Consider the following 17,486-nt stretch of genomic DNA (forward strand, 5'->3'; position numbering starts at 1 on the left):
ACGGGCAAAATAGGTAGGTGCTCGGCCTGGCCGGACGGCAAGGGTGCCGAAGCGCCTGACAGGCGCGTGCGACCAATGCCGCGTGTCGCGGGTCGGACGGGCCTGTATACTGGCCGGCCATTCGAGGAGGGTCCCATGGTCGAACAAACTGAACTCAACCGCCTGTTCTGGCACAGCCGCCGTGGCATGCTCGAGCTGGACGTGCTGCTGGTGCCCTTTACCCAGGAGGTCTATGCCACCCTGAGCGAAGAGGACCGTGCCCTGTACCGTCGTCTGTTGAGCTGCGAGGACCAGGACATGTTCGGCTGGTTCATGGAACGCAACGAGTCCGAAGACCCGGAGCTGCAGCGCATGGTCCGCATCATCCTGGACCGTGTCCAGCCCAAGTGAACGCTTCGAGTGCCACTGGCAAGGCTCACGCCTGCTGCTGGTGGCCTACCTGCTCGGTCAGGTCCTGGCCCTGGGGACGCTCACCCTGACCGCCCTGCCGGGCTGGCTGGTCGTGGTGGCGCTGCTCGCCTGCCTGGGGCATGCGCTCTGGGCCTTGCCACGACGGATCCTGCTCACCCATCCCCACGCCGTCACCGGCGTGCGCCACGACCCCAGCGGCTGGCGCTTGTACACGCGCGCACGCGGTTGGCAGCCGGTGCGCCTGTGCCGTGACAGCGTGGCGCTGCCACGTCTGGTGGTGCTGCGCTACGTGCCCCAGGGCGCACGCCTGGGGCGCAGCCAGTGCATCCCCTTCGATGCGCTGCCCCCGGACGCGCACCGTCGCCTGCGGGTGCGGCTGACCTTCAGTCGACGGCGTTGGGCGGCTGCAGAATAGTGTCGAACGCTTCGGGTAGCAGGGTCGGGTAGTCGAGCGTGTAGTGCAGCCCCCGAGACTCGCGCCGCGCCATGGCCGAGCGGATCATCAGCTCGGCCACTTGCGCCAGGTTGCGCAGCTCGATGAGGTCGCGGCTGACCTTGTAGTTGCTGTAGAACTCGTCGATCTCGTCGAGCAGCAGGCGCACCCGGTGCTCGGCGCGCTGCAGGCGCTTGCTGGTGCGCACGATCCCCACGTAGTCCCACATGAACCGCCGCAGCTCGTCCCAGTTGTGCGCGATGATCACGTCCTCGTCCGAATCGGTCACCTGACTGGCGTCCCAGCAGGGCAGGGCGCGAGGGTGTTCGACCTGGTCCAGGCGAGTCTGGATGTCCAGCGCGGCCGAGCGACCATAGACGAAACACTCCAGCAGCGAGTTGCTGGCCATGCGGTTGGCGCCGTGCAGGCCGGTGCAGCTGGTCTCGCCGATCGCGTACAGGTTCGGCACGTCGGTCAGGCCGTGTTCATCCACCAGCACGCCGCCACAGGTGTAGTGGGCCGCCGGCACCACGGGGATGGGCTGGCGGGTGATGTCGATGCCGAAGGCCAGGCAGCGTTCGTAGACCGTGGGGAAGTGGCGCTTGATGAACGCGGCGGACTTGTGGGTGATGTCCAGGTATACGCAGTCTATCCCTAAGCGTTTCATCTCATGGTCGATGGCGCGGGCGACGATGTCGCGGGGGGCGAGCTCTTCACGGGCATCGAAACGCGGCATGAACCGCTCACCGTCGGGCAGGCGCAGCAGCGCACCCTCGCCGCGCAACGCTTCGGTGATCAGGAAGCTCTTGGCCTGGGGGTGATACAGGCAGGTGGGGTGGAACTGGTTGAATTCCAGGTTCGCCACCCGGCAGCCGGCCCGCCAGGCCATGGCGATGCCATCGCCACAGGCGCCGTCGGGGTTGCTGGTGTAGAGGTAGACCTTGGCCGCGCCGCCGGTGGCGAGCACGGTGAAGCGCGCGGCGAAGGTGTCGACTTCGCCCGTCGCGCGGTCGAGCACATAGGCGCCCAGGCAGCGCTCGCCATCCAGACCCAGGCGCTGCTCGGTGATCAGGTCGACCGCGACCCGCTGTTCGAGCAACTCGATGTTCGGCCGCTGACGAGCCTGTTCCAGCAGGGTGGCGAAGATCGCCGCGCCGGTGGCGTCGGCGGCATGGATGATGCGCCGATGACTGTGTCCGCCCTCGCGGGTGAGGTGGAACTGGAAGCCGCGGTCGGCGCGTTCGGTGTCGGCGTCCCGGGTGAAGGGCACCCCTTGCTCGATCAGCCATTCGATGGCCTCGCGGCTGTGCTCGACCGTGAAGCGCACGGCGGCCTCGTTGCACAGGCCGCCGCCGGCATCGAGGGTGTCCTCGACATGGGACTGGACCGTGTCGGCGTCATCCAGCACGGCCGCGACGCCGCCCTGGGCCCAGAACGTGGAGCCATTGGCCAGGTCGCCCTTGCTCAGCACCGCGATGCGCAGGTGCGGGGGAAGGTTCAGGGCCAGACTAAGGCCGGCGGCACCGCTGCCGATAACCAGAACATCGTGTTGAAGGTGTTGGCTCATGTCAGGGCACTAGTATTCTTTGGGAGGGGCGCGGCACAATAGTCACGCGCAGGTGGCATTGTGAAACCATCGTGAATCCAGACCGGCTGTCTTTATAGCAGCCACGCCCGCCCGATTTCCATGGGCGCCGTCGGGAAGGCCAATCTTTCCGGGAACTTTCTGCACGGGAAGCCTCTCCATAGAAGGCTGCCCACACGTCATGATTGCCGCGGCGACACAAGCGAAGCGTCCAACCCGGGCAGCTTGTGTATCGAAACCAGACTATCGACGTGGCAGGCCGTGAGCGCGCTGCGTCTTCCATGCGAGCCGTCAGAGGTCGCAGGAAACTTGCTTGAAGGGGGAGAACTTTTGCGCGAAGCCCGAGTCTATGGTTGCAAGCCTGAGCGATGGCCGTTGCAACGCTCCTTCAAGATCACTGAGGAGTGTTCATGCTAACCCAGGAAGAGGATCAGCAGCTTGTCGAGCGCGTACAGCGGGGCGACAGGCGAGCATTTGATCTGTTGGTGCTCAAGTATCAGCACAAGATTCTCGGGTTGATCGTGCGGTTCGTGCACGATACCCACGAAGCCCAGGACGTGGCTCAGGAAGCCTTCATCAAGGCGTACCGAGCGCTTGGCAACTTCCGCGGCGACAGCGCGTTCTACACGTGGCTGTACCGCATCGCCATCAACACGGCGAAGAACTACCTGGTGTCCCGCGGTCGGCGGCCACCAGACAGCGATGTCAACTCCGAGGATGCGGAGTTCTACGACGGCGATCATGGTCTCAAGGATCTTGAGTCCCCTGAGCGTTCGTTGTTGCGGGATGAGATCGAAGGCACCGTCCATCGGACCATCCAGCAATTGCCCGAAGATTTGCGCACGGCCCTGACGCTGCGCGAGTTCGACGGTCTGAGTTACGAGGACATTGCCAGCGTCATGCAATGTCCGGTGGGTACCGTGCGTTCCAGGATTTTCCGCGCTCGGGAGGCCATCGATAAAGCCTTGCAACCCTTGTTGCATGAAACCTGAGACAGCGGCTACAGCCGAGAGAGGAACCGCCATGAGTCGTGAAGCTTTGCAGGAATCGCTGTCCGCGGTGATGGACAACGAAGCGGACGAACTGGAACTGCGTCGTGTGCTCAACGCCACGAACGACGCCGAAGCCCGTGCCACGTGGGTACGCTACCAGGTCGCACGTGCAGCGATGCACAAAGAACTGCTGCTGCCAAAGCTGGACATCGCCTCGGCGGTCTCCGCAGCCTTGGCCGAAGAAGAGGCGCCTGCGCCTGCCAAGCGCGGTGCATGGCGTGGTCTGGGCCGTCTGGCCGTGGCAGCGTCGGTCACCTTCGCCGTGCTGGCCGGTGTGCGCCTGTACAACCAGGATGACATCGCAGGCAACCAGCTGGCTGCGCAGCAGCCTGTCCAGCAGGGCGTGGTTGCACCACAGGCCCAGGGTCCGGCCGTTCTGGCAGGCTACACCGAAGGTGCCGAGCAGACCGCAGCGCCGGTTACCAATGGCGTCATGCAGAATCCAGGCAATTGGGACAAGCGCCTGCCAGGCTATCTGCGCCAGCATGCCCAGGACTCTGCCCTGAAAGGCAATGACGGCGCACTGCCTTATGCCCGTGCCGCCAGCATGGACAACCACTGATCAAGGACGTTCATGCGCGCGCTACCACTGTGGCCGCTGGTCTTCAGCGGCTTGATGGCGGCGCCTGCACTGGCAGCCAGTTCTTCGCCGGAGGCGAATGACTGGCTGAGCAGGCTGGCCCACGCCGAGCAAGGACAGAGTTACCAAGGTTCCTTCGTTTACGAGCGCAACGGCAGCTTCTCTTCCCACGAGATCTGGCGTCGGGTCCAGGCGGGGAAGGTCAGCGAACGTCTGTCGCAGCTCGATGACGCTCCCCAGGAAATCGTTCGTGTCAACGGCAAGGTCCAATGCGTCAGTGGCGCGCTGGGCAACGATGCCCTGACACCGGCCAGCCAGACCGCGCCCATCCTCGACCCCCTCAAGCTGATGAGCTGGTACGACCTCACGGTCACCGGACGCTCGCGCGTGGCCGGTCGTGACGCCGTGGTGATCAGTCTGGCACCCCGCGATACCCATCGTTACGGCTTCGAGTATCATCTCGATCGCAAGACCGGGTTGCTGCTGCGTTCGCTGATGACCAACGACAAGGGGCAATTGCTGGAACGCTTCCAGATGAACCGCCTGGACACGACACCGCCGACCGACGCCCAGTTGCGTCCAGGTGCAGACTGCCGCGCCGTCAAGCCTGTCCCGGCGGCGGGCGTCGATGAGGCCCCTGCCTGGCGTGCCGACTGGTTGCCGCCTGGATTCGAATTGACCGACAGCAGCGTACGTCGTGACCCTCGACGCAACAGCCAGGTTGAAAGCCTGTTGTACGACGATGGCCTGGCGCGCTTCTCCGTGTTCCTCGAGAAGGTCGACGACACGCAGGTCAAGGACATGCGCCTGGCCGTAGGGCCGACCGTGGCCGTTTCCAGGCAGCTGAACACGGCCGAAGGCGCGTTCATGATCACGGTGGTCGGCGAGGTGCCGCTGGGCACGGCCGAGCGCGTGGCGCTGTCCATGCGGCCGCAGGTACGCGCCGAGCGCCCGTGAGCCGGGGCCTTCGGGTCACGGCTTGAAACGAAATTAACGTTTTGTCATTTGCAAAAAGCGCGCGGATTTCTTATAGGTCAGGCTCTTCGACGCCTGACCTCTCCTGCGTTGCAGAGGCCTCATTGCCAACTACGCTCGTTTTGACGGGAGCCGTATGTCACTACCTCGTTTCAAATCCTACCTCTCGATGTTCGCCGCCGTGTTCATGCTCGGCCAACTGGCGGTCGCCCAGGCGCAGGAAGCCTTGCCTGACTTCACCACCTTGGTCGAGCAGGCCTCGCCTGCCGTGGTGAACATCAGTACCAAGCAGAAGCTGCCCGCCAGGCGCATTGCCCAAGGGCAGATGCCCGACCTGGAAGGGTTGCCGCCGATGTTCCGCGAATTCTTCGAGCGCGGCCTGCCCCAGCAGCCACGTTCGCCCCGCGGTGACCGCCAGCGCGAGGCCCAGTCGCTGGGCTCGGGCTTTATCATTTCCAGCGACGGCTACGTGCTGACCAACAACCACGTGATCGCCGACGCCGACGAGATCATCGTGCGCCTGTCCGACCGTAGCGAGCTGCAGGCCAAGCTGGTCGGTACCGACCCGCGCACCGACGTGGCCTTGCTGAAGGTCGAGGGCAAGAACCTGCCGACCGTCAAGCTGGGCGACTCCGAGAAACTCAAGGTGGGTGAGTGGGTGCTGGCCATCGGTTCGCCGTTCGGCTTCGATCACTCGGTGACCAAGGGCATCGTCAGCGCCAAGGGACGTACCCTGCCGAACGACACCTATGTGCCGTTCATCCAGACCGACGTGGCCATCAACCCTGGCAACTCCGGTGGTCCGCTGTTCAACATGAATGGTGAGGTGGTCGGCATCAACTCGCAGATCTTCACCCGTTCCGGCGGCTTCATGGGCCTGTCCTTCGCCATCCCGATCGACGTCGCGCTGGATGTGTCCAACCAGCTGAAGAAGGACGGCAAGGTCAGCCGCGGCTGGCTGGGCGTGGTCATCCAGGAGGTCAACAAGGACCTGGCCGAATCCTTCGGCCTCGAGCGTCCGGCAGGCGCCCTGGTGGCCCAGGTGCTCGAAGACGGCCCGGCGGCCAAGAGCGGCCTGCAGGTCGGCGACGTGATCCTCAGCATGAACGGCCAGCCGATCGTCATGTCTGCCGATCTGCCACACCTGGTCGGTAGCCTGAAGGACGGCGCCACCGCCAAGTTGGAGATCATCCGCAACGGCAAGCGCCAGAACCTCGACGTGACCGTCGGCGCGCTGCCTGAAGACGATGCCGATATCGGTACCGGCGGTCAGGCGGGCGCCGAGCGCAGCAGCAATCGCCTGGGCGTGTCCGTGGCCGAGTTGAGCGCCGAACAGAAGAAGTCGCTGGAGCTCAAGGGCGGCGTGGTCATCAAGGACGTGCAGGACGGCCCGGCTGCCTTGATCGGTCTGCGTCCGGGTGACGTCATCAGTCATCTGAACAACCAGGCGATCACCTCGACCAAGCAGTTCACCGAAATCGCCAAGGACCTGCCGAAGAACCGCTCCGTGTCGATGCGCGTGCTGCGTCAGGGCCGCGCCAGCTTCATCACCTTCAAGCTGGCGGAGTAACAGCAGCGGCAAGACGTGAGCTGCAAGCGGCAAGTCACAGCAGGGCCAGTGTGGGGATTCGTTCCGCACACTGGCCTTGTGTTTAGCGGGGCCGAAGCTTTCCAGGGGCAGCTATCACGATGTCTGCACCTTTAGGGGGCTTCCCAGCTCCACCGTGCAGCTTGCAGCTTGCAGCTTGCAGCTTGCAGCTTGCAGCTTGCCGCTCGCCCCTTGCCACTCACCCAGGTAGCCGACCCCCCCTCTTTCCAGTACAATTCCCGGCTATTTTCCGCGGGCGTCCGGCTCGCAGCCTTATCGAGTGTTGACCCGTGAGTGATTTGAGTCATATCCGCAATTTCTCCATCATCGCCCACATCGACCATGGCAAGTCGACGCTGGCCGACCGGTTCATCCAACTGTGCGGCGGCCTGACGGCGCGCGAGATGGAAGCCCAGGTACTTGATTCGATGGACCTGGAGCGCGAGCGCGGGATCACCATCAAGGCCCACAGCGTGACGCTGCATTACAAGGCGCGCGACGGCAAGACCTACCAGCTGAACTTCATCGACACCCCAGGCCACGTCGACTTCACCTACGAGGTCAGCCGTTCGCTGGCGGCTTGTGAAGGCGCCTTGCTGGTGGTCGATGCGGGGCAAGGTGTCGAGGCCCAGTCCGTGGCCAACTGCTACACCGCCATCGAGCAGGGCCTGGAAGTCATGCCCGTGCTGAACAAGATGGACCTGCCCCAGGCCGATCCGGACCGCGTCAAGGACGAGATCGAGAAGATCATCGGCATCGACGCCACTGACGCGGTCGCCTGCAGCGCCAAGAGCGGCATGGGCGTGGACGAGGTGCTCGAGCGCCTGGTGCAGACCATCCCGGCGCCGGAAGGCGAGATCGAAGCGCCTCTGCAAGCGCTGATCATCGACTCCTGGTTCGACAACTACCTGGGCGTGGTCTCGCTGGTGCGCGTGCGCCAGGGCCGGGTCAAGAAGGGCGACAAGATCCTGGTCAAGTCCACCGGCAAGGTGCACCTGGTCGACAGCGTCGGCGTCTTCAACCCCAAGCACACCCAGATGCCTGACCTGAAGGCCGGTGAAGTCGGCTTCATCATCGCCAGCATCAAGGACATCCATGGCGCACCGGTGGGCGATACCCTGACCCTGTCCTCGACGCCGGAAGTCGAAGTGCTCTCGGGCTTCAAGAAGATCCAGCCCCAGGTCTACGCCGGCCTGTTCCCGGTCAGCTCCGACGACTTCGAGGACTTCCGCGACGCCCTGCAGAAGCTGACCCTGAACGACTCGTCGCTGCAGTACCTGCCGGAAAGCTCCGATGCCCTGGGCTTCGGCTTCCGTTGTGGCTTCCTCGGCATGCTGCACATGGAGATCATCCAGGAGCGCCTGGAGCGCGAGTACGACCTGGACCTGATCACCACGGCGCCAAGCGTGATCTTCGAGGTCAAGCTCAAGACCGGTGAAACCCTCTACGTCGACAACCCGTCCAAGCTTCCGGACGTATCCTCGGTCGAAGATTTCCGTGAGCCGATCGTCTCGGCCACCATCCTTGTGCCTCAGGAGCACCTGGGCAACGTCATTACCCTGTGCATCGAGAAGCGTGGCGTCCAGCGCGACATGCAGTTCCTGGGCGCACAGGTGCAGGTACGCTACGACCTGCCGATGAACGAGGTGGTGCTGGACTTCTTCGATCGCCTGAAGTCCACCAGCCGTGGCTATGCATCGCTGGACTACCATTTCGACCGCTACCAGTCGGCCAATCTGGTCAAGCTGGACGTGCTGATCAACGGTGACAAGGTCGATGCCCTGGCACTGATCGTGCACCGGGACAATGCGCACTACAAAGGGCGTGCCCTGACCGAGAAGATGAAAGAGCTGATTCCTCGGCAGATGTTCGACGTCGCGATCCAGGCTGCCATCGGTGGTCAGATCGTGGCCCGGACGACCGTCAAGGCCCTCAGGAAAAACGTTCTGGCCAAATGCTACGGTGGCGACGTGAGCCGTAAGCGTAAGCTGCTCGAGAAGCAGAAGGCCGGTAAGAAACGCATGAAGCAGGTGGGCAACGTGGAGATTCCACAAGAAGCCTTCCTCGCCGTGCTCAAGTTGGATAGCTAGGTCCTATGTCGCTAAATTTTCCGCTGTTGCTCGTCATCGCCGTTGCCGTCTGTGGTGCGTTGGCCCTGATCGACCTGGTGCTGCTCGCACCGCGTCGGCGGGCAGCCATCGCCAACTACCAGAACAGTGTCAGCCAGCCAGACATGGCCGTGGTCGAGCGACTGGACAAGGAGCCGTTGCTGGTCGAGTACGGCAAGTCGTTCTTCCCGGTGCTGTTCATCGTGCTGGTGCTGCGTTCGTTCCTGGTCGAGCCGTTCCAGATCCCGTCAGGGTCGATGAAGCCGACCCTGGAAGTGGGCGATTTCATTCTGGTGAACAAGTTCTCCTATGGCATTCGCCTGCCGGTGCTCGACAAGAAGATCATCGAAGTGGGCAACCCCCAGCGCGGTGACGTGATGGTCTTCCGTTACCCGAGCGACCCGAACGTCAACTACATCAAGCGTGTGGTGGGCGTGCCCGGCGACACGGTGCGTTACACCGCCGACAAGCGCCTGTACGTCAATGACCAGCCGATCGCCGAGCAATTGATCGGTGCCGAGCCTGGCACCCTGGGCAGCGCCCAGCGGTACAAGGAGCAACTGGGCGCTGCGGAGCACCTGATCCGCAAGGAAATGCGACGTAGCCGTGTCATGCCGGACCAGCAATGGACCGTGCCGGCCGGCCACTACTTCATGATGGGCGACAACCGCGACAACTCCAACGACAGCCGCTTCTGGGACGATCCCAACATCCCGCAGCCGCTGCACGGCATGGTGCCCGACCGCAACATCGTCGGCAAAGCATTCGCCGTGTGGATGAGCTGGCCCGAGCCCAAGCTCAGCCACTTGCCCACGCTGTCACGGGTCGGCCTGATCCGGTAATACCCAATCGGCGCTGTCGCAAGACGGCGCCGAATGCATTTATGGCATAGGCTGTGTCCAAGACGGTCGAATGCACCGGCCACGCCCGAACGGGCGCACAGCCAAACAGTCTTTCCAGGATGTTGATTTGAACACTGTGTTGAACATGACGGCGCTCCTTCGTGAGACGCCGAACAAAAAGAGCGGCCTCGTCCGTCAGGTGGCGGCATGAGCGCGCCACTGAGTCGTCTCGAGCGCAAGCTGGGTTACACCTTCAAGGACCAGGACCAGATGGTGCTGGCCCTGACCCATCGTAGCTTCGCCGGCCGCAACAACGAGCGCCTGGAGTTCCTGGGCGATGCGATCCTCAACTTCGTGGCCGGCGAGGCGCTGTTCGAGCGCTTCCCGCAGGCGCGCGAAGGCCAGCTGTCGCGGCTGCGCGCACGCCTGGTCAAGGGCGAGACCCTGGCGCGGCTGGCCCGTGGCTTCGACCTGGGCGAGTACCTGCGCCTGGGCTCGGGCGAGCTCAAGAGCGGCGGTTTCCGCCGTGAGTCGATCCTGGCCGATGCCCTGGAAGCGCTGATCGGCGCGATCTACCTGGATGCCGGCATGGACGCGGCGCGCGAGCGCATCCTGGCTTGGCTGGTCGACGAATTCGAGGGCCTGACCCTGGTCGACACCAACAAGGACCCCAAGACCCGCTTGCAGGAATTCCTGCAGTCGCGTGGCTGCGAGCTGCCCCGCTACGAAGTGGTGGACATCCAGGGCGAACCCCACTGCCGCACCTTCCTCGTCGAATGCGAAGTGGTGCTGCTCAACAACAAGAGCCGTGGCCAGGGCGTGAGCCGGCGCATCGCTGAACAGGTCGCCGCGGCGTCCGCACTGATCGCCCTGGGCGTGGAGAATGGCAATGACTGAGAACACTTCGACCCGCTGCGGCTACGTGGCTATCGTGGGCCGCCCGAACGTGGGCAAGTCGACCTTGCTCAACCACATTCTCGGGCAGAAGCTGGCGATCACCTCGCGCAAGCCGCAGACCACCCGGCACAACATGCTCGGGATCAAGACCGAAGGCGACGTGCAGGCCATCTACGTCGACACCCCTGGCATGCATAAGGCCAACGACAAGGCCCTGAACCGCTACATGAACCGCAACGCCTCGGCGGCCCTGAAGGACGTCGACGTGGTGATCTTCGTGGTCGACCGCGCACGCTGGACCGACGAGGACCAGCTGGTGCTCGAGCGCGTCCAGTACGTCGAGGGGCCGGTGATCCTTGCGGTCAACAAGACCGACCGCCTGGACGAGAAGGCCGAGCTGATTCCGCACCTGCAATGGTTGCAGACCCAGCTGCCGTCGGCCGAGATCGTGCCGATCTCCGCCCAGCAGGGCCACAACCTCGAGGCGCTCGAGGGGCTGATCGCCAAGCACCTGCCGGAGAACGAGCACTTCTTCCCGGAAGACCAGATCACCGACCGCAGCAGCCGCTTCCTGGCTGCCGAACTGGTGCGCGAGAAGATCATGCGCCAGCTCGGGGCCGAGCTGCCGTACCAGATCACCGTCGAGATCGAAGAATTCAAGCAGCAGGGCCATGTTCTGCACATCCATGCGCTGATCCTGGTCGAGCGTGACGGGCAGAAGAAGATCATCATCGGCGACAAGGGCGAGCGCATCAAGCGCATCGGCTCCGATGCCCGCAAGGACATGGAAACCCTGTTCGACGCCAAGGTCATGCTCAACCTCTGGGTCAAGGTCAAGGGCGGCTGGTCCGACGACGAGCGTGCCCTGCGCTCGCTCGGCTACGGCGATCTGTAACACCCCCTGGCCTGCCTTCCGGCAGGCCGCTCCCTCCAGGAACGATGCCTGATGCAGCAAGCTGTCGGACAACCGGCCTACGTGCTGCACAGCCGGGCCTATCGTGAAGCCAGTGCCCTGGTGGACTTCTTCACGCCGCAAGGTTGCGTACGCGGCGTGCTGCGCCGCGCGCGAGGCAAGAGCGGCAGCGTCATGCGGCCTTTCGCGCTGCTCGAGGTCGAGCTGCGCGGGCGTGGCGAACTCAAGACCGTCGGGCGGCTGGAGGGTGTCGGCAACGCGCCCTGGCTGCACGGTGATGCCCTGTTCAGCGGGCTTTACCTCAACGAACTGCTGGTACGCCTGCTGGCGCCCGAGGTGCCGCACCCGGTGCTGTTCGAGCACTACGGGCTGACCTTGCAGGCGCTGGCCCAGGGGCGAGCGCTGGAACCGTTGCTGCGGGCCTTCGAATGGCGTCTGCTGGACGAGTTGGGCTATGCCTTCTCGTTGAGCCAGGATGTCCAGGGCGAGGTGATCGAGCCCGGTGCGCTGTATCGGCTGCAGGTCGATGCCGGCCTCGAGCGGGTGGAGCTGGCCCAGCCCGGTCTGTTCGCCGGTGCCGATCTGCTGGCCCTGGCCGACGCCGATTGGGAGGCGCCTGGCAGTCTGCTGGCCGCCAAGCGCCTGATGCGCCAGGCCCTGGCCGTGCATCTGGGCGCCAAGCCGCTGGTCAGCCGCGAACTGTTTCGCAAGCGCTGAGCACGTCGTATGCTGTGGGGCTCAACTTTCAGGAGCGCCCTTCGTGACTCACAGCAACCGCATCCTTCTTGGCGTCAACATCGACCACGTCGCGACCCTGCGTCAGGCGCGGGGCACGCGCTACCCCGACCCGGTCAAGGCCGCGCTGGACGCCGAAGAGGCGGGCGCCGACGGCATCACCGTGCACCTGCGTGAAGACCGTCGGCACATCCAGGATCGCGACGTGCTGCTGCTCAAGGACGTCCTGCAGACGCGCATGAACTTCGAGATGGGGGTCACCGAGGAGATGATCGCCTTCGCCGAGCGCATTCGCCCGGCGCATGTCTGCCTGGTCCCCGAAACCCGTCAGGAACTGACCACCGAGGGTGGGCTGGATGTGGCTGGCCAGGAAGCGCGTATCCAGGCTGCCGTCGAGCGTCTGGCGCGAACCGGCGCCGAGGTCTCGTTGTTCATCGACGCCGATGCCCGGCAGATCGAAGCGGCCCGTCGCGTGGGCGCGCCGGCGATCGAGTTGCACACCGGGCGGTATGCCGACGCACAGACCCCGACCGAGGTGGCGGCCGAACTCGAGCGCATCGCCCAGGGTGTGGCCAAGGGCGTGGAGCAGGGCTTGATCGTCAATGCCGGGCACGGCCTGCATTACCACAACGTCGAGGCCGTGGCGGCGATCCGTGGCATCAACGAGCTGAACATCGGGCATGCCCTGGTGGCCCATGCTCTGTTCGTCGGCTTCAAGGCGGCCGTGGCCGAGATGAAGGCCCTGATCGTCGCGGCGGCACGTTAACGGCGCCGGGCGCGCGTCACTTGCGCGCCACCATCACCGCACGGCGTGGCGCTGGCAGGCCTTCGACCGTGCGGGTCGGGTCGTTCGGGTCGAGGAAGTCGCTGAGCGACTGGTAACGCATCCAGGGCGTGCTGCGCTGCTCCTCGACCGGGGTGACGCTGACGTCCACGCAGCGCACGTCACTGAACCCGGCCCGGCGCATCAGGCGTGCCAGCGCCGGCACCGACGGTAGGAACCAGACGTTGCGCATCTGCGCGTAGCGGTCTTCCGGCACCAGCATCTGCTGTTCGTCGCCTTCGATGACCAGAGTTTCCAGCACCAGCTCACCGCCTTTGACCAGGCAGTCCCTCAGCGCCAGCAGATGCTCGATGGGCGAGCGGCGGTGATAGAACACGCCCATGGAGAACACGGTGTCGAAGCCTTCCAGTTGCGCGGGCAGTTCTTCGAGCGCGAAGGGCAGGTGCCAGGCAGGATGGTGCGGCAGGTAGCGCTGGACGGCCTGGAACTGGCAGAAGAACAGCCAGTTGGGGTCGATGCCGACGACCAGGTCGGCGCCTGCGCCGAGCATGCGCCACTGGTAGTAGCCGTTACCACAACCGACGTCCAGTACGCGTTTGCCGACCAGGTCCAGGTGTGGCGCCACGCGCGACCATTTCCAGTCCGAGCGCCACTCGGTGTCCACGTGCACCCCGAACAGGTCGAACGGCCCCTTGCGCCAGGGCGACAGGCCCATCAATGCAGCCTGCACCTGCTGGCGGGTGGCCTCGTCGCAGGCAGCGTCCAGGCGCACGCCGTCGATCAGGTCGACGGCGCTCGGGTGCAGGTCGGGGAGGGCATCGACAGCGGCCTGCCAGCGCGCCAGGTCACCGTGACCTTTCTGCAGTTTGGCCTCTAGCTGGGCGGGCAGGGTGGTAGCCCAGTGGGCCAGGGGTGTCGAAGCGAGGCGTTGGATCAGCGGCGAGAGATCGATCATGGCAAGGCAATCAGGGAGGCGAAGTTGAGGCACTGGAACCAGGGCACGACGTGGGAGAAGCCCGCCGCCAGCAGGCGCTCGCGGTGGATCTCGAGGCTGTCCGGTTTCATCACGTGTTCGATGGCGCTGCGCTTCTGGGCGATTTCCAGATCGCTGTAGCCATTGGCGCGCTTGAAGTCCAGGTGCAGGTCGCCGAGCAGCGCCTGGGTCTGGGCGTCTTCGAAGCGCAGCTTCTCGGACAGGATCAGCGCCCCGCCGGGCAGCAGGGCCTGACGGATGCGGCTCAGCAGGGCCAGACGCTCGTCGGGGGCGATGAACTGCAAGGTGAAGTTCATCGCTACCACCGACGCCGGCTCCAGCGGCAGGGCCAGGATGTCGGCCTCCAGCACCTGGACCGGCAGCAGCTCCTGGAACATCGAGTCCTGCGCTGTCAGGTACTGGCGGCAGCGTTCGACCATGGCGGCCGAATTGTCCACGGCCACCACCCGGCAACCCTCGACACGGACGTGCCGGCGCAATGCCTGGGTGACCGCGCCGAGGGATGCACCCAGGTCGTACAGCGCCGTGCCCGGCTGGGCGAAACGCGCGGCGACCACGCCGAGGTTTTCCACGATGGTCGGGTAGCCAGGCACGGAGCGCTTGATCATGTCCGGGAACACCCGCACCACGTCCTCGTTGAACACGAAGTCGGGCACTTGCTCCAAGGGTTGGGCAAAGAGGCGATCGGGGTCTTGGCTCACGGCGGTTCCAGAGTGAATCGGGAAAAGGGCGGCATTCTAGCCGAAGCGCCCTTGCCGTGCATCGGTTGGGGGGAGCTTGGAGCCACAAGCTTCAAGCCTCAAGCTGAACGGTGTCGGCTTGTAGCTTGTAGCTTGTAGCTTGTAGCTCGCAGCTTCACTCAGGCAAACAACACTTTGGCCACATCACCGTAGCGCTTGGCGAAATGCACGGTCAGGCCTTCGCGCAGGTAATCCGGCAGCTCTTCGAAATCCCCGCGGTTGGCGTCCGGCAGGATCAGCTCGAAGAGCTTCTGCCGACGGGCCGCGATGACCTTCTCGCGCACGCCGCCGATCGGCAGTACCTGCCCGGTCAGGGTCAGTTCGCCGGTCATGGCCACGCCGCGCTTGGGCGCCTGGTCACGGGCCAGCGACAACAGCGCGCTGGCCATGGTGATGCCCGCGCTCGGGCCGTCCTTGGGCGTCGCGCCTTCCGGTACGTGCAGGTGAATGAACGCCTCGTCGAAGAACGCCGGATCGCCGCCGAACTGCGTGAGGTTCGAGCTGACATAGCTGTAGGCGATTTCGGCCGACTCCTTCATCACGTCGCCGAGCTTGCCGGTCAACTTGAAGCCGCGGTTGAGGGTGTGCACCCGGTTGGCTTCGATCGGCAGGGTAGCCCCGCCCATGCTGGTCCAGGCCAGGCCGGTGATCACGCCCTTGCCTTCCAGCACCTGCTCGCTGCGGAACACCGGGATGCCGAGCGCGGCTTCCAGGTCCTTCGGACCGATCTTCAGCTTGGCCTTGGGGTCTTCCAGCAGTTTGAGCACGGCCTTGCGCACCAGCTTGCCCAGCTGCTTCTCGAGCTGGCGCACGCCGGCCTCGCGGGCATAGCCGTCGATCACCAGGCGCAAGGCACTGTCGCTGATGCTCAGGCTGGACTTGGCGACGCCGGCCTTGGCCAGTTGCTTGGGCCACAGGTGACGCTTGGCGATGGCCAGCTTCTCTTCGGTGATGTAGCCGGACAGGCGTATCACTTCCATGCGGTCGAGCAGCGGACCGGGGATCGAGTCGAGGGTGTTGGCCGTGCAGACGAACAGCACCTTGGACAGGTCCAGGCGCAGGTCCAGGTAATGGTCGAGAAAGTCGACGTTCTGCTCCGGATCGAGGGTCTCGAGCAGGGCCGAGGCTGGGTCGCCCTGGTAGCTCTGGCCCATCTTGTCGATCTCGTCGAGCATGATGACCGGGTTCATCACTTCGACGTCCTTCAGCGCCTGCACCAGCTTGCCCGGCTGGGCACCGATGTAGGTACGCCGGTGCCCCTTGATCTCGGCCTCGTCGCGCATGCCGCCGACGCTGAACCGGTAGAACGGTCGGCCCAGGGACTCGGCGATGGACTTGCCGATGCTGGTCTTGCCCACGCCCGGCGGGCCGACCAGTAGCACGATGGAGCCGCTGATCTCGCCTTTCCAGGCGCCGACGGCGAGGAACTCGAGGATGCGGTCCTTGATGTCGTTCAGCCCGGCATGGTGCTGGTCGAGCACCTTGCGCGCGTGCTTGAGGTCCAGCTTGTCCTTGCCGTACACCCCCCACGGCAACGCGGTGGCCCAGTCCAGGTAGTTGCGGGTGACGGCGTACTCCGGCGAGCCGGTCTCGAGAATGGCGAGCTTGCCCATCTCTTCGTCGATGCGCTTCTGCGCGGCCGGCGGCAGGGTCTTGCCTTCCAGGCGCTGCTCGAACTGCTCGAGGTCGGCGCTGCGGTCGTCCTTGGTCAGGCCCAGCTCCTGCTGGATGACCTTGAGCTGCTCCTTGAGGAAGAACTGGCGCTGGTGCTCGCCGATCTGCCGGTTGACCTCGGCGGAGATCTCGTTCTGCAGGTGCGCGACCTCGACCTCCTTGCGCAGCATCGGCAGGACTTTCTCCATGCGCTTGAGCATCGGCACGCAGTCGAGCACTTCCTGCAGTTGCAGGCCGGTGGCCGAGGTCAGGGCGGCGGCGAAGTCGGTCAGCGGGGAAGGGTCGTTGGGGCTGAAGCGGTTGAGGTAGTTCTTCAGCTCTTCGCTGTAGAGCGGGTTGAGCGGCAGCAGCTCCTTGATCGCGTTGATCAGGGCCATGCCGTAGGCCTTGATCTCGTCGGTCGGCTCGGACAACTGGCGTGGGTATTCGACCTCCACCAGATAGGGCGGACGGTGGTGCTTGAGCCAGGTGCGGATGCGCACGCGGGTCAGGCCCTGGGCGACGAACTGCAGCTTGCCGTTCTCGCGGCTGGCGTGGTGCACCTTGACCAGGGTGCCGTACTCGGGGAGCGCGGAGGTGTCGAAGTGGCGATGATCTTCCGGCGGCGTGTCCATGAAGAACAATGCCAGCGAGTGGTGCGGCGTCTTGGCGACCAGGTCGAGCGTTTCGGCCCAGGGCTCTTCGTTGACGATGACCGGCAGCACTTGCGCGGGGAAGAACGGACGATTGTGGATCGGAATCACATAGACCTTGTCCGGCAACTGCTGGCCGGGCAGGGCCAGGTGCTGCCCCGAGACGTCCTGGGCATCAATGTGTTCGACTTCGTGTTCTTCGGGATGATCCGGGTAGTCCTGCTGGTCGCTCATGGGGCACCTGCGTGAATGGCTATGGTGCTTAGATGGGGGGATCGGGGGTGGGTTTCAAGTTTCGCCACGTCGGGAGGTGAATGACCGTCAGCCTGTGGTCTGCACTTTTCCTCGGCGTCGGCGCAGGCCTCATCGCTGGCAAGCCAGCTCCCACAGGCAGGGCCGACAATGCACGCTCGGAACGCGAATCGGCTTGGGGTTAGGGCGTTTTCAGAAGAAGACTTGGCCCGGGGTGGGAGCTGGCTTGCCAGCGATGGAGGTCATCCAGTCGACGAGGCGGGTGCAAGCGTGCACCCGACTCCCGAACGG

Annotated in this window: 16 protein-coding genes; 12 read left to right on the top strand and 4 right to left on the bottom strand. The window is 64.6% G+C overall.

Going from position 1 to position 17,486, the window contains the following annotated elements; genetic code table 11:
* Window positions 1-135 precede the first annotated feature (135 nt).
* Both G7007_RS03990 and G7007_RS03995 read left to right on the top strand, forming a co-directional pair.
* Window positions 136-390 (top strand): FAD assembly factor SdhE, encoded by a 255-nt coding sequence (locus G7007_RS03990; protein ID WP_181092585.1) that lies wholly within the window; start codon window positions 136-138, stop codon window positions 388-390.
* Window positions 374-826, top strand: coding sequence for a protein YgfX (locus G7007_RS03995; protein WP_181099128.1), 453 nt, complete (start codon window positions 374-376; stop codon window positions 824-826). Before G7007_RS03990 ends, G7007_RS03995 begins: the two co-directional genes overlap by 17 nt.
* On the opposite strand, the gene nadB is transcribed toward G7007_RS03995, so the two are convergent.
* On the bottom strand, window positions 795-2,411 hold the full coding sequence (gene nadB, locus G7007_RS04000; RefSeq protein ID WP_181099129.1) for an L-aspartate oxidase: 1,617 nt from the start codon (window positions 2,409-2,411) through the stop codon (window positions 795-797). The genes G7007_RS03995 and nadB overlap by 32 nt on opposite strands.
* Window positions 2,412-2,839: 428 nt before the next feature.
* Here nadB and rpoE point away from each other — a divergent pair, with 428 nt between their 5' ends.
* From rpoE to pdxJ, 10 genes are all read left to right on the top strand, one after another.
* Window positions 2,840-3,421, top strand: a complete 582-nt coding sequence (gene rpoE, locus G7007_RS04005; RefSeq protein WP_060394795.1) for an RNA polymerase sigma factor RpoE — start codon at window positions 2,840-2,842, stop codon at window positions 3,419-3,421.
* A 31-nt stretch (window positions 3,422-3,452) separates the two neighbouring features.
* Window positions 3,453-4,043, top strand: coding sequence for a sigma-E factor negative regulatory protein (locus G7007_RS04010; RefSeq protein ID WP_181099130.1), 591 nt, complete (start codon window positions 3,453-3,455; stop codon window positions 4,041-4,043).
* Between the two features lie 12 nt (window positions 4,044-4,055).
* A complete protein-coding gene (locus G7007_RS04015; RefSeq protein ID WP_181099131.1) occupies window positions 4,056-5,018 on the top strand; it encodes a MucB/RseB C-terminal domain-containing protein in 963 nt (320 codons plus the stop codon).
* A gap of 187 nt (window positions 5,019-5,205) precedes the next feature.
* The gene (locus G7007_RS04020) at window positions 5,206-6,606 is read left to right on the top strand and encodes a DegQ family serine endoprotease (RefSeq protein ID WP_258198449.1); all 1,401 of its coding nucleotides are present in this window, start codon (window positions 5,206-5,208) and stop codon (window positions 6,604-6,606) included.
* A 308-nt stretch (window positions 6,607-6,914) separates the two neighbouring features.
* Entirely contained in the window at window positions 6,915-8,714 is a 1,800-nt protein-coding gene (gene lepA / locus G7007_RS04025) for a translation elongation factor 4 (RefSeq protein ID WP_181099133.1), read from the top strand.
* 5 nt (window positions 8,715-8,719) lie between these two features.
* Window positions 8,720-9,574 carry a signal peptidase I gene (gene lepB, locus G7007_RS04030; protein WP_181099134.1) on the top strand — a complete coding sequence of 285 codons (855 nt, stop codon included), beginning with the start codon at window positions 8,720-8,722 and terminating at the stop codon, window positions 9,572-9,574.
* A gap of 207 nt (window positions 9,575-9,781) precedes the next feature.
* Entirely contained in the window at window positions 9,782-10,471 is a 690-nt protein-coding gene (gene rnc / locus G7007_RS04035) for a ribonuclease III (protein ID WP_181099135.1), read from the top strand.
* Complete coding sequence (era, locus tag G7007_RS04040) at window positions 10,464-11,366, top strand: GTPase Era (protein WP_181099136.1); 903 nt, start codon at window positions 10,464-10,466, stop codon at window positions 11,364-11,366. The genes rnc and era overlap by 8 nt, the downstream gene beginning before the upstream one ends.
* Window positions 11,367-11,417: 51 nt before the next feature.
* Entirely contained in the window at window positions 11,418-12,101 is a 684-nt protein-coding gene (recO, locus tag G7007_RS04045; RefSeq protein ID WP_181099137.1) for a DNA repair protein RecO, read from the top strand.
* Window positions 12,102-12,144: 43 nt separating this feature from the next.
* A complete protein-coding gene (pdxJ, locus tag G7007_RS04050) occupies window positions 12,145-12,885 on the top strand; it encodes a pyridoxine 5'-phosphate synthase (protein WP_181099138.1) in 741 nt (246 codons plus the stop codon).
* Between the two features lie 16 nt (window positions 12,886-12,901).
* Here pdxJ and cmoB read toward each other — a convergent pair whose 3' ends face one another.
* From cmoB to lon, 3 genes are all read right to left on the bottom strand, one after another.
* Entirely contained in the window at window positions 12,902-13,858 is a 957-nt protein-coding gene (gene cmoB / locus G7007_RS04055; RefSeq protein WP_181099139.1) for a tRNA 5-methoxyuridine(34)/uridine 5-oxyacetic acid(34) synthase CmoB, read from the bottom strand.
* Entirely contained in the window at window positions 13,855-14,598 is a 744-nt protein-coding gene (cmoA, locus tag G7007_RS04060) for a carboxy-S-adenosyl-L-methionine synthase CmoA (protein WP_181099140.1), read from the bottom strand. The genes cmoB and cmoA overlap by 4 nt, the downstream gene beginning before the upstream one ends.
* A 158-nt stretch (window positions 14,599-14,756) precedes the next feature.
* Window positions 14,757-17,177 carry an endopeptidase La gene (gene lon / locus G7007_RS04065; RefSeq protein WP_181099141.1) on the bottom strand — a complete coding sequence of 807 codons (2,421 nt, stop codon included), beginning with the start codon at window positions 17,175-17,177 and terminating at the stop codon, window positions 14,757-14,759.
* Window positions 17,178-17,486: the final 309 nt, after the last annotated feature.

This window comes from Pseudomonas entomophila (assembly GCF_013523125.1).
Lineage (GTDB): Bacteria > Pseudomonadota > Gammaproteobacteria > Pseudomonadales > Pseudomonadaceae > Aquipseudomonas > Aquipseudomonas entomophila_B.

Excerpts from the sequence above, each read along its gene's own strand:
- G7007_RS03990 (WP_181092585.1), top strand. The coding sequence starts at position 136 with ATGGTCGAACAAACTGAACTCAACCGCCTGTTCTGGCACAGCCGCCGT.
- nadB (WP_181099129.1), bottom strand. The coding sequence starts at position 2,411 with ATGAGCCAACACCTTCAACACGATGTTCTGGTTATCGGCAGCGGTGCC.
- rpoE (WP_060394795.1), top strand. The coding sequence starts at position 2,840 with ATGCTAACCCAGGAAGAGGATCAGCAGCTTGTCGAGCGCGTACAGCGG.
- G7007_RS04010 (WP_181099130.1), top strand. The coding sequence starts at position 3,453 with ATGAGTCGTGAAGCTTTGCAGGAATCGCTGTCCGCGGTGATGGACAAC.
- G7007_RS04015 (WP_181099131.1), top strand. The coding sequence starts at position 4,056 with ATGCGCGCGCTACCACTGTGGCCGCTGGTCTTCAGCGGCTTGATGGCG.
- G7007_RS04020 (WP_258198449.1), top strand. The coding sequence starts at position 5,206 with ATGTTCGCCGCCGTGTTCATGCTCGGCCAACTGGCGGTCGCCCAGGCG.
- lepB (WP_181099134.1), top strand. The coding sequence starts at position 8,720 with ATGTCGCTAAATTTTCCGCTGTTGCTCGTCATCGCCGTTGCCGTCTGT.
- rnc (WP_181099135.1), top strand. The coding sequence starts at position 9,782 with ATGAGCGCGCCACTGAGTCGTCTCGAGCGCAAGCTGGGTTACACCTTC.
- era (WP_181099136.1), top strand. The coding sequence starts at position 10,464 with ATGACTGAGAACACTTCGACCCGCTGCGGCTACGTGGCTATCGTGGGC.
- recO (WP_181099137.1), top strand. The coding sequence starts at position 11,418 with ATGCAGCAAGCTGTCGGACAACCGGCCTACGTGCTGCACAGCCGGGCC.
- cmoB (WP_181099139.1), bottom strand. The coding sequence starts at position 13,858 with ATGATCGATCTCTCGCCGCTGATCCAACGCCTCGCTTCGACACCCCTG.
- lon (WP_181099141.1), bottom strand. The coding sequence starts at position 17,177 with ATGAGCGACCAGCAGGACTACCCGGATCATCCCGAAGAACACGAAGTC.